Here is an 11882-nt window from a genome sequence, read left to right as displayed (position 1 = left end):
CTGCAATATAAATTGAAACGCCGTATACGCGAACCGTACGTACGGTGTTGTGAGAGGGGCGAAAATAAGTTAGCTTATTTTCCCTCTACTCGATTCTTCGTATGAAGATGCTCTTCAAAATATACGTAGTGTGTTATAATAACCACTGTTGTTATTCGAATGAAAATGAAACGACATTATAAGATAGTAGATAAAGGGGAGAGAGGAAATGGATCAAAATCCAAACAGCGGTAGAGAGAGATTTCAACTCTTGCTCCAACAATTGGGCCTGACTGAGGATGCCTTTGTGAATTTTTTCATTGGTGCCGAGATTGATAAGCTGTCAATTGAAAGAGAGTCGCAAAAATGGCATTTCGCCTTTAATATACCTGCTTTAATACCATGCAGTGTCCATACAAGATTTGCTAACCATTTAACTAGTACATTTGCCCACATTGCCAAGGTTACCTTTACTTTTAATGTAGCTAATCCGTTGGTGACGGAAGAATTGGTCAAAGAGTACTGGGAAAATTGTCTAAGTGAACTACAAGGCATTTCACCTGCTCTTTTAACCCTATTAAATGAGCAGGAGCCGAAAGTAACAGGATATAAGCTCGTTGTCCATGCACGAAATGGCGCTGAAGCTGGACAGTTAAAACAGAAATACTCCGGCCTTATTTCGAATATCTACCAAACCTATGGTTTCCCGCCATTAACGCTTGAAGCGGAAGTGAACGAAAGTGTCTCGAATTCTGATTACAAGAAGTTTATAGCAGAGAAACAAAAAGAAGACGAGGAAAAGGGATTGGCCGCTTTATTAGAAATGCAGAAGAAAGAATCGGAAAAAGGAGACGATGTCGTCTACGAAGGTCCGGTTAAAATCGGATATACCATTAAAGAGGATGCCGATTTCCGTAGCATAGAGCAAATTATTGATGAAGAACGCAAAATAGCAATCGAAGGTTTCGTGTTTGATGCGGAAGTCCGTGAGCTCCGTAGCGGCCGCAGTTTATTGACGTTTAAAGTTACGGATTACACGAGCTCAATCCTGGTCAAGATGTTTTCCCGTGATAAAGAGGATGCAGCCATTCTAGCCCGAGTTAAAAAAGGCATGTGGGTACGTGCCCAAGGTAGCATTCAAAATGATACATTTGTCCGTGATTTGGTTATGATCGCCAATGATATTAACGAAATTTCTAAGAAAGGCCGGCAGGACAAGGCTCCTGACGGTGAAAAACGTGTCGAACTCCATATGCATACACCGATGAGCCAAATGGATGCTGTAACGCCGACTTCAGCCCTAGTTGCCCAAGCGGCGAAGTGGGGTCATAAGGCAGTGGCGATCACCGATCATGCAGGGGCACAATCTTTCCCTGAGGCTTATAGCGCCGGTCAAAAAAATGACATCAAGATTCTTTATGGTGTCGAAGTCAATCTTGTAAACGACGGAGTGCCGATTGCTTATAATGAAGCGCATCTGCCACTTTCTGATGCCACATATATCGTATTCGACGTAGAGACCACAGGTTTGTCTGCCGTTTATGATACGATTATTGAGTTAGCTGCCGTCAAGATTCAAGATGGCGACATTATTGATAAATTTGAGTCATTCGCTAATCCGCATCGACCGTTATCCAATACAATCATCGACTTGACGCATATCACCGATGATATGTTGGTGGATGCCCCTGAAGTTTCAGATGTATTGGAGAGGTTTAAGGAATGGGCTGGAGATGCCATTCTTGTTGCCCATAATGCGAGTTTCGATATGGGCTTTTTGAACATGGGCTACAAAAATATTGGGTATCCAAAAGCAGAAAATCCGGTTTTGGATACATTGGAATTAGGAAGATTCCTATATCCAGAGTTCAAAAACCACCGTTTGAATACGTTATGTAAAAAGTTGGATATCGATTTGACCCAGCATCACAGGGCCATTTACGATGCCGAGGCTACAGGCTACCTGTTGCTGAAAATGCTGAAGGAAACGATGGCGAAAGGCATTACGTATCATGATCAGTTAAATGACAATATGGGGAATGGAAATGCTTATCAGCGCTCTCGACCTTCTCACTGTACGCTGATTGCGCAAACGCAGGAAGGCTTGAAAAATCTCTTTAAATTGGTTTCGTTATCCCATATCAATTATTTTTACCGTGTGCCGCGTATCCCACGTTCACAACTGAAAAAATATCGCGAAGGAATCCTTGTGGGGTCTGGTTGTGATAAAGGGGAAGTATTTGAAGGAATGATGCAAAAGGGCTTTGAGGATGTTGTCGAAATCGCCGAGTTTTATGATTATCTTGAAATCCATCCAAAGGATGTTTATCAACATTTGATAGAACTTGAATTTGTCCGTGATGAAAAATCGTTAGAAACAATCATTTCGAATATCGTCAAGCTTGGTGAAAAACTGGACAAACCAGTGGTAGCTACAGGGAATGTGCATTATCTCGATGCAAATGACAAGATATACCGCAAAATCCTAGTTAATTCGCAAGGCGGGGCGAATATGCTGAATCGCCATAAGCTACCGGATGTCCACTTCCGGACTACGGATGAAATGTTAAGGGACTTTGCCTTCCTTGGTGCTGAGAAAGCAAAAGAAGTCGTGGTCACAAATACGAATAAAATCGCAGATATGATAGAAAACATCAAGCCAATCAAGGACGATCTATATACACCTAAAATCGAGGGTGCAGAAGAAGAGATGCGCGCGATGAGTTACGGTATGGCGAGGAAGATATATGGAGAAAACCTGCCGGAAATCGTCGAAGCCCGCCTTGAAAAAGAATTAAAAAGCATTATCGGTCATGGTTTTGCCGTTATCTATTTAATTTCTCACAAACTGGTTAAAAAATCATTGAACGATGGATATCTAGTCGGTTCACGTGGATCGGTCGGGTCATCATTCGTTGCGACGATGACGGAAATTACGGAAGTGAACCCACTTCCGCCACACTATGTTTGTCCAACGTGTAAGAAATCGGAATTCTTCAATGATGGTTCAGTAGGTTCTGGTTTTGACTTGCCCGATAAAGATTGTCCTGATTGTGGCATTGCCTATACGAAAGATGGCCATGATATCCCATTTGAAACGTTCCTTGGATTCAAAGGAGATAAGGTCCCGGATATTGACTTGAACTTCTCTGGTGAATATCAGCCGAAGGCCCATGATTATACGAAGGTTCTGTTTGGGGAAGATTATGTGTACCGTGCCGGAACGATCGGTACAGTGGCTGAAAAGACGGCATATGGGTATGTTAAAGGGTATTCAGCCGATAACAATATCCACATGCGTGGTGCTGAGACGGATAGACTTGTGGCCGGATGCACAGGCGTGAAGCGGACGACCGGACAACATCCGGGGGGAATCATCGTTGTTCCGGATTACATGGATATCTATGATTTCTCACCGATACAATTCCCGGCGGATGACCGGAATTCTGAGTGGAAAACGACCCACTTTGATTTCCACTCAATCCACGATAATATTTTGAAGCTTGATATTCTCGGTCATGATGATCCGACAGTGATCAGGATGCTTCAGGATTTAAGCGGGATTGATCCGAAAACGATCCCGACAGATGATCCGGAAGTCATGAAGATATTCAGCAGCACGGAATCATTAGGAGTGACCGAAGACCAGATTATGTGTAAAACAGGTACACTGGGTATCCCGGAATTTGGGACGCGCTTCGTTCGGCAAATGCTTGAAGACACAAAACCGACGACGTTTTCCGAGCTTGTCCAAATATCTGGATTGTCACATGGTACCGATGTATGGCTGAGCAATGCCCAAGAGTTGATCCATAATAAAATCTGTACACTTAGCGAAGTAATCGGTTGTCGTGATGACATTATGGTTTATCTCATTTATCAAGGGCTAGATCCTTCCTTGGCATTTAAGATCATGGAATCTGTACGTAAAGGGAAGGGCTTGTCAGAAGAATTCGAAGAGGAAATGCGTAAGAATGAAGTGCCGGAATGGTATATAGATTCGTGTAAGAAAATCAAATATATGTTCCCTAAAGCACATGCTGCCGCATACGTTTTGATGGCTGTCCGGATTGCCTATTTCAAGGTGCATTTACCATTGTTATATTATGCAGCTTATTTTACGGTCCGTGCGGATGACTTCGAAATAGACGCTATGACACGGGGATCACAAGCAATCAAGACCAAAATTGATGAAATAAATGTAAAAGGTTTGGATGCTTCCACGAAAGAGAAGAACACACTGACGGTTCTGGAACTTGCGTTGGAAATGTGTGAACGAGGATACTCTTTCGCCAAGGTCGACTTGTACAAATCAAGTGCGGATCAATTCATTATTGAAGGCAACACGTTGATTCCACCTTTCAATTCGATTCCAGGTCTTGGTACGAATGCGGCAATCAATATCGTCAATGCACGTAAGAATGGTGAGTTTCTTTCCAAAGAGGACTTGCAGCAACGCGGGAAGGTATCCAAGACAATCCTTGAATACCTTGATAAACAAGGCTGTCTTGAGTCTCTTCCGGAACAAAATCAGCTTTCTCTATTTTAAGAGTGGGACTTGGTCATAAAAAGGAAGAAACAGACATGATATTTGCAAAAGTATCTTGATTATGGTATATTTTTATTGGAAATACTAAGAGGAACCAATGGCAAGAGTGGGGAAACCCACTCTTTCGTGTTGTATTGACCATTTAATTTTGAATCCGAAACCAAGCGCACACAACGCACGTATGGAGGAAACAAATGAGTAAAAAGGTAACGGAAGTTGTAGAAGAATTAGCTTTACCTATTCTTGAAGAATTGCAGCTAGAATTAGTTGAAGTGGAGTATGTGAAGGAAGGCAAGAACTGGTTCCTTCGAGTGTACATTGATAAAGAAACAGGCGTAGATCTTGAAGATTGCGGGACAATGAGTGAAAAGCTCAGTGAAAAGCTTGATGAAGTCGATCCAATTCCACAAATTTATTTTCTCGAAGTTTCATCTCCCGGAGCGGAAAGGCCTCTGAAAAAAGAGAAGGATTTCCTTAATGCTATCGGTAAAAATGTTTACATAAAAACATACGAGCCCATTTTAAATGAAAAAGAATTCGAAGGGATCATGACCAGTTATGATGGGAATGAAGTGACGCTTGAAGTCAAAATCAAGACTAGAAAGAAAACAATTGTCATTCCATTTGAAAAAGTGGCGAAAGCAAGACTTGCCATTACCTTCTCTTAATCAAGCAATCATTAATTAAATATCCGTAAGGGGGATCACCATGGGCAATGAGTTATTGGATGCTCTCTATATTTTAGAACACGATAAAGGAATTTCGAGAGAAGTTTTGATCGACGCGATTGAGGCTGCACTAATATCGGCATATCGTCGTAATTTTAACCAAGCACAAAATGTACGTATCGACTTGAATTTAGGCAAAGGAACAATGCGTGTATTTGCTAGAAAAGATGTAGTCGAAGAAGTATTCGATTCACGTCTGGAAATTTCCGTCGAAGAAGCGAGAGCAATAGATCCTAACTACCAATTGGATGATATTGTGGAAATGGAAGTAACGCCTAAGGATTTCGGCCGCATTGCTGCACAAACAGCGAAACAGGTCGTTACTCAAAGAGTGCGTGAAGCAGAACGTGGTATCATTTACGCAGAATTCATCGATCGTGAAGAAGATATCATGACAGGGATTGTCCAACGTCAGGATTCACGTTTCATCTATGTGAGTTTGGGTAAAATTGAAGCATTGCTTCCTGTCAACGAACAGATGCCAAATGAACAGTATAAACCACATGACCGCATTAAGGTTTTCATCACAAAAGTTGAAAAGACTTCGAAGGGACCTCAAATCTTTGTATCCCGTTCGCATCCAGGTCTTTTAAAACGTTTATTTGAGATAGAAGTGCCTGAAATCTTTGATGGAACAGTAGAAATTAAGTCAGTTGCCCGCGAAGCAGGCGACCGCTCGAAAATTTCTGTACACTCCGATAACGAGGAAGTCGATCCGGTTGGTTCATGTGTTGGCCAAAAAGGGCAACGTGTCCAGGCTATCGTAAATGAATTAAAAGGCGAGAAAATCGATATTGTTAAATGGTCAGAAGATCCGGTTATCTTTGTTGCTAATGCTTTAAGCCCTTCAAAAGTTCTTGAAGTTATCGTTAAAGAAGAAGATAAAGCAACTACTGTCATTGTTCCTGACTACCAACTTTCACTTGCAATTGGTAAGCGTGGACAAAATGCGCGCTTGGCAGCCAAACTGACAGGCTGGAAAATTGATATCAAGAGTGAAACGGAAGCCCGCGAAGCTGGCATTTACCCTGTTGAAGAACAGGAATTCCTGTTAAGCCGGGATAGTTATGTGAATGAAGAGGAAGAAGATTTCAAAGAGGATAACGAGTAAGGTAGAGGTGAATATAGATGAATAGCCGAAAAAAAATCCCGATGCGTAAATGTGTAGCCACTGGCGTTATGAAGCCGAAAAAAGAACTCATTCGTATCGTTCGATCTAAAGAAGGGGAAGTCAGCCTTGATCCGACCGGAAAAAAATCGGGAAGGGGAGCTTATTTGACCCTTGATCGGAATATTATCGAGCTGGCCAAAAAGAAAAATGTGCTGGCAAATCACCTTAGTACTCGAATCGACTCTTCCCTTTATGAAGAACTGCTTGAATTAGTGGATAAGGAGAAAGACTAACACCATGACCCAACAACAACAATGGATGTCTCTATTAGGTTTGGCCAATCGAGCACGCAAGCTAATTTCGGGTGAAGAATTAGTGGTTAAAGAGATTAGAAGCGGTAATGCCAAAGTTGTTATTTTAGCCGCGGACGCTTCAAAAAACACTGAAAAAAAAATCTCTGATAAGTGCGCATTTTATCAGGTTCCTTTAAAGAGAGTCGAAAACAGGTCCATGCTTGGCCATGCCATTGGCAAGGATGCTAGAGTTGCCGTCGCTGTTCTTGATGAAGGTTTTGCACAAAAACTCCGAATGCTGCTCGATTAAATTTACCGGGGGTGAACGTATGACAAAATTGCGTGTATATGAATATGCAAAACAAAAAAACGTTTCAAGTAAAGACGTAATAAATAAACTTAAAGAAATGAATATAGAGGTAACAAACCATATGACAGCATTAGACGATTCAACTGTAAACAAATTAAATGATACACTTAAACCAAAAAGCGACGAGCCAGCTCAAGCTGCTGCTGAACCGAAAGCAAATGCTACGGTTGCTAAATACGAAGCTGAAGCAGATGAAAAAAGCACGGTCAATAAAGAAAAACTAAAGAAAAAACCGCCAGTTAAACCGTTGGGTACTAAAAAGCCAACAGGACAGTTTAACAAAGGAAGAAATAACCGCAATAAAAACAACAAACAAAGACAATCGGCGCCACAGGCACCTGTTACAAAACGTAAGGAAAGAGAACTTCCAGAAAAAATTACGTTTTATGAGTCTTTGACAGTTATGGAACTCGGTAAGAAACTTCACCGTGAACCGTCTGAAATCATTAAAAAACTTTTCATGCTTGGTGTAATGGCAACAATCAACCAAACATTGGATAAAGACGCTATCGAATTAATCTGTACAGAGTATGGAGTATTGGCTGAAGAAGAGATTCGTGTTGATTTGACAGACCTTGAGTCATTAGTGACTGAAGATGCTTCTGAAGATTTAATCGAACGTCCGGCAGTCGTAACGATCATGGGCCACGTTGACCATGGTAAAACGACATTGCTTGATTCCATCCGCCATACGAAAGTGACGGAAGGCGAAGCAGGCGGAATCACTCAGCATATCGGTGCTTACCAAGTCAAAGTCAATGACAAAAAAATCACATTCCTTGATACACCAGGACATGCTGCGTTTACAACAATGCGTGCTCGTGGAGCATTAATCACGGATATTACGATTCTTGTCGTTGCAGCCGATGACGGTGTAATGCCTCAAACGGTTGAAGCGATTAACCATGCTAAAGCAGCGGAAGTTCCGATTATTGTCGCTGTTAATAAAATGGATAAAGAAGGGGCTAATCCTGACCGCGTTATGCAAGAGTTAACAGAGCACGGTTTAGTTTCTGAAGCATGGGGTGGAGAAACGATTTTCGTACCGATTTCAGCTAAAACGGGCGAAGGCATAGATAGCTTGCTTGAAATGATTCTACTAGTTAGTGAAGTAGAAGAATATAAAGCAAACCCAACGCGTAAAGCGAACGGAACGGTTATCGAAGCACGTTTGGATAAAGGCCGTGGCTCTGTAGCGACGTTGCTTGTCCAAAACGGAACGTTGAAAGTCGGAGATCCAATCGTTATTGGTAATACATTCGGTCGTGTACGTGCCATGGTTAGTGATCTTGGACGCCGTGTTAAGGATGCTGGTCCATCCACACCGGTTGAAATCACTGGTTTAAATGAAGTTCCACAAGCAGGAGACCGTTTCATCGTCTTTGAAGATGAGAAAACTGCCCGCCAAGTTGGGGAAGTACGTGCACAAAGACAACTTGCTTCACAACGTAATGAAAAATCGCGTGTTACGCTTGATACATTGTTCGAACAAATGAAAGAAGGGGAAATCAAAGAATTGAACATCATCTTAAAAGCGGATGTTCAAGGTTCTGCAGAAGCAGTGGCCGCTTCCCTGAATAAAATTGAAGTAGAAGGCGCAAAAGTGAAGATCATTCACATTGGCGTTGGAGCCATCACGGAGTCTGATATCATCCTTGCTACTGCTTCTAACGCAATCGTCATCGGATTTAACGTCCGTCCTGATGCAAATGCTAAGCGTGCGGCTGAATCGGAAAAAGTTGATGTCCGCCTTCACCGCATCATATACAAAGCAATCGAAGAAATTGAATCGGCTATGAAAGGGATGCTTGATCCTGAGTTCGAAGAAAAAATCATTGGTCAAGCTGAAGTTCGTACAACGTTCAAAGTATCAAAAGTTGGTACAATTGCTGGTTCATATGTTACAGAAGGAAAACTTACGCGTGACAGTGGAATTCGCTTAATTCGTGAAGGTGTAGTCATTTATGAAGGTGAAATTGACGCATTGAAACGTTTTAAAGATGACGTGAAAGAAGTTGCAACAAATTACGAGTGCGGTATTACCATTAAGAATTACAATGACCTTAAAGAAGGCGACGTAATTGAAGCTTATGTAATGGAAGAAATCGAGCGTAAATGATTGTTGGATCCGTCCAATGTGAGTGCATCATCTATGACACCCATTCTTTGAAAGAAAAAAGAGCCGTGTTGCAACGTGTCATGACACGGCTTAAACAGAAGTTCAACATCTCGGTAGCCGAAACGGATTTTCAGGATCTTTGGCAACGTACTAAGATTTCTATCGTTACCGTTTCTTCCTCAAGGAAAGCTACTGAACGAGAACTTCAAAATGCCCTTAAATTTCTAGATTCTTTTCCGGAAATTGAGCGCACAATAACAGATATAGACTGGCTATAAGCTAGCGAGGTGATATTATGAGCCTTCGAGCAAATCGTGTGGGCGAACAAATGAAAAAAGAGCTGAGTGAGATTATCGGCCGTAAGATTAAAGATCCGAGAATTGGATTTGTCACAGTAACGGATGTTGAAGTGACAGGCGATTTACAACAAGCAACTGTTTATATTTCCGTCTTGGGAGACCAGGAACAACGGGAAAAAACATTGCAGGGTCTTGAAAAGGCAAAAGGATTCATGCGTTCGGAAATTGGACAACGAATTCGCTTGCGTAAAACTCCGGAGTTGTTTTTTGAATTTGATGAATCTGTCGATTACGGTAACCGTATCGAATCATTAATTTCTCAAATCAAAAAAGAGGAAAAACCTTCTGTGAAAGACGAAGAATAAGCAAGCAGTAAATGGAGGCTGACTCAATAAGTGCTTTGCACTTCTTGGTGTCGGCCCCTTTTTTTTGAAATGAGAATAATGAGGTGAAGGTATGGATGGAATACTTCCATTATGGAAACCAAAGGGATTGACATCCCATGATTGCGTCTTTAAATTAAGGAAGATTTTAAAAACGAAAAAGGTGGGACATACGGGTACATTGGATCCTGAAGTTACTGGTGTCTTACCAATCTGTATCGGTAGGGCAACGAAAATTGCCGAATACTTAACAGAGGCAGGCAAAGCCTATGAAGGTGAAGTGACCCTTGGTTTCTCAACGTCTACCGAAGATGCAAGTGGAGAAAAGGTAGCGGAGCAAAAAGTTACTGAAACAATTCAGCGTGCTCAAATCCTTGAGGTATTGAATTCTTTAACGGGGAAGATAGAACAAACCCCGCCAATGTTCTCGGCTGTCAAAGTAAATGGCAAAAAGCTGTATGAATATGCCCGTGCTGGAATCGAAGTGGAGCGTCCAACGAGGGAAATCACTATTTATGAAATTACTTTGCTCGATGACCGAACGGAATTTACAGGTGAAACCATTTCTTTTCGCTTTCGTGTCAAATGCAGCAAAGGGACCTATATTCGCACACTGGCAGTGATGATGGGCGAAAGATTGGGCTACCCGGCTCATATGTCTGATTTGATTCGGATTGAAGCAGCCGGGTTTTCGCTTGAAGATTGTTTGACGTTCGCCGAGGTGGAAGGATTCATGGAATCGGAACAAACCGAGGAATTCCTGTTGCCTTTAGAACGGGGATTGTTTCATTTGCCGAAATTTCAGATTAGTGATAAAGTAGCAAAGAAAGTACTTAACGGTGCTGTATTGGAACAAACGGAGGATGTTATTTTCGAAAAGGGTCAGCCATTCGTAATGGTAGATCCCGCTGATAAGGCCATTGCCATTTATCAGATACATCCGACAAAAGAAGGGTTAATTAAACCCGTAAAAGTTTTAGCACAAGAATCATAGACCGTTTTTGCCGTCGGAAAGAGGAGATTGAAAGGTGAAAGTGATTGCATTAGAGCATCCTCATCAATTTAAACCGGATGACTTCCCTGAGCTCGTCATGGCCCTTGGGTTTTTTGATGGCATTCATAAAGGACATCAAACTGTCATCCAAACCGCCAAGCAAAAAGCTCATGAAATGAATCTTTTGTCAGCTGTCATGACATTTGATCCGCATCCTTCCGTAGTATTAGGGAAGAAAACGGGAAGTATCCGTTATATCACACCACTTGAAGATAAGATAAAGATCATAGAAACGATGGAAATCGATTATTTATTTGTCGTCCACTTCAGTAAGGAATTTGCTTCTATGCTACCTGAGGAGTTCGTCAACGACTATATAGTGGGCCTTAATGTCCGTCATGTTGTGGCTGGTTTTGACTATTCATACGGTCGTTATGGCAAAGGAACCATGGAAGAACTGCCCGTATACGCCCAAGGACGGTTTAGTCAAACTGTCGTTGCAAAGCAGACCTTTGAGGATGATAAGGTGAGTTCCACGAGAATCAGGGAGACACTCAGCAACGGTGACTTTTTTGATTTCTATCATCTGGCTGGCCGGCGCTATTCAACGAAGGGTCTTGTGGTCCATGGTGAAAAGCGGGGGAGAAAGCTCGGGTTCCCGACTGCCAATATTGAAGTGAGTGATGATTACATATTTCCCGCTCCAGGCGTATATGCAGTCAGGATTAAAATAAATGGCTTCTGGTATGATGGGGTGTGCAATGTTGGTTATAAGCCGACGTTCCATGAAGAAAAACCTAAATATCCTACCGTTGAAGTCCATGCTTTAGGATTTACAGGGGATATTTACGGACAACAGGTGTCAGTCGAGTGGCATATCAGGTTAAGAAGTGAGCAGAAATTTTCGGGGCTTGAAGAATTGGTCACCCAGATTGAAACCGACAAGCAAAATGCGCAAGCCTATTTTCTAGAATTGAACGCGTGAAAAAGTAAGAAAGCTAAAGAATAGAAGACAATACTTGCAATTTTAACGAAAAGCATGTATTCTATTGTATGT

The 11882-nt window shown here is 41.9% G+C and carries 10 protein-coding genes; all 10 read left to right on the top strand.

Annotated elements, in window-relative coordinates; translation table 11 throughout:
* Positions 1–208: 208 nt before the first annotated feature.
* The 10 genes from ACIQXN_RS18645 to ribF all read left to right on the top strand — a co-directional run bounded on the left by ACIQXN_RS18645 (position 209) and on the right by ribF (position 11810).
* Positions 209–4528 carry a PolC-type DNA polymerase III gene (locus ACIQXN_RS18645; protein ID WP_402970044.1) on the top strand — a complete coding sequence of 1440 codons (4320 nt, stop codon included), beginning with the start codon at positions 209–211 and terminating at the stop codon, positions 4526–4528.
* A 194-nt stretch (positions 4529–4722) separates the two neighbouring features.
* The gene (rimP, locus tag ACIQXN_RS18640) at positions 4723–5196 is read left to right on the top strand and encodes a ribosome maturation factor RimP (protein WP_402970041.1); all 474 of its coding nucleotides are present in this window, start codon (positions 4723–4725) and stop codon (positions 5194–5196) included.
* 40 nt (positions 5197–5236) lie between these two features.
* On the top strand, positions 5237–6367 hold the full coding sequence (gene nusA, locus ACIQXN_RS18635) for a transcription termination factor NusA (protein ID WP_402970038.1): 1131 nt from the start codon (positions 5237–5239) through the stop codon (positions 6365–6367).
* A gap of 17 nt (positions 6368–6384) precedes the next feature.
* Complete coding sequence (gene rnpM / locus ACIQXN_RS18630; protein WP_402970035.1) at positions 6385–6660, top strand: RNase P modulator RnpM; 276 nt, start codon at positions 6385–6387, stop codon at positions 6658–6660.
* 4 nt (positions 6661–6664) lie between these two features.
* Entirely contained in the window at positions 6665–6970 is a 306-nt protein-coding gene (locus ACIQXN_RS18625; protein ID WP_402970032.1) for a YlxQ family RNA-binding protein, read from the top strand.
* Positions 6971–6989: 19 nt separating this feature from the next.
* Positions 6990–9149 carry a translation initiation factor IF-2 gene (gene infB, locus ACIQXN_RS18620; RefSeq protein ID WP_402970029.1) on the top strand — a complete coding sequence of 720 codons (2160 nt, stop codon included), beginning with the start codon at positions 6990–6992 and terminating at the stop codon, positions 9147–9149.
* Positions 9146–9427, top strand: a complete 282-nt coding sequence (locus ACIQXN_RS18615; RefSeq protein WP_053345363.1) for a DUF503 domain-containing protein — start codon at positions 9146–9148, stop codon at positions 9425–9427. The genes infB and ACIQXN_RS18615 overlap by 4 nt, the downstream gene beginning before the upstream one ends.
* A gap of 17 nt (positions 9428–9444) precedes the next feature.
* Positions 9445–9813, top strand: a complete 369-nt coding sequence (rbfA, locus tag ACIQXN_RS18610; RefSeq protein ID WP_402868404.1) for a 30S ribosome-binding factor RbfA — start codon at positions 9445–9447, stop codon at positions 9811–9813.
* Between the two features lie 91 nt (positions 9814–9904).
* Complete coding sequence (gene truB, locus ACIQXN_RS18605) at positions 9905–10825, top strand: tRNA pseudouridine(55) synthase TruB (protein ID WP_402970026.1); 921 nt, start codon at positions 9905–9907, stop codon at positions 10823–10825.
* Between the two features lie 34 nt (positions 10826–10859).
* Positions 10860–11810 (top strand): bifunctional riboflavin kinase/FAD synthetase, encoded by a 951-nt coding sequence (ribF, locus tag ACIQXN_RS18600; RefSeq protein WP_402970022.1) that lies wholly within the window; start codon positions 10860–10862, stop codon positions 11808–11810.
* Positions 11811–11882 lie beyond the last annotated feature (72 nt).

Source organism: Peribacillus sp. NPDC097295 (assembly GCF_044761665.1).
Classification (GTDB): domain Bacteria; phylum Bacillota; class Bacilli; order Bacillales; family DSM-1321; genus Peribacillus.
This window is presented reverse-complemented; position numbering and strand designations above follow the sequence as displayed.